Below are 262 nucleotides of genomic sequence, written 5' to 3'. Positions count from 1 at the left end.
GGACGCGGGGGAGCGGCTCGACGTCTTCCTGGCCCGCGTCGCGGGCTCGCGGACGGCCGCGCAGGCGCTCATCGAGGCGGGCCACGTGCTCGTCGACGGGATGGGCCGGCAGAAGCGCCACCGCCTGGAGGGCGGCGAGCGGGTGACGATCGACTGGCCCGAGCCCGAGCCGGAGCCCGACGTGCCGCCGGCGGAGTTCCGCATCGCCTACCAGGACGACGACGTCCTCGTGGTCGACAAGCCCGCGGGGGTCGTGGTGCAC

At 76.0% G+C, this 262-nt stretch carries 1 protein-coding gene; it reads left to right on the top strand.

Translation table 11 applies throughout. The features are described 5' to 3' along the window. The coding region (locus QSV46_RS40110; RefSeq protein ID WP_314964165.1) for a S4 domain-containing protein at window positions 1-262 on the top strand (262 nt) is incomplete at both ends.

The sequence above is a fragment of the Bradyrhizobium cosmicum genome, assembly GCF_032290525.1.
Lineage (GTDB): Bacteria > Pseudomonadota > Alphaproteobacteria > Rhizobiales > Xanthobacteraceae > Bradyrhizobium > Bradyrhizobium cosmicum_A.
This window is presented reverse-complemented; position numbering and strand designations above follow the sequence as displayed.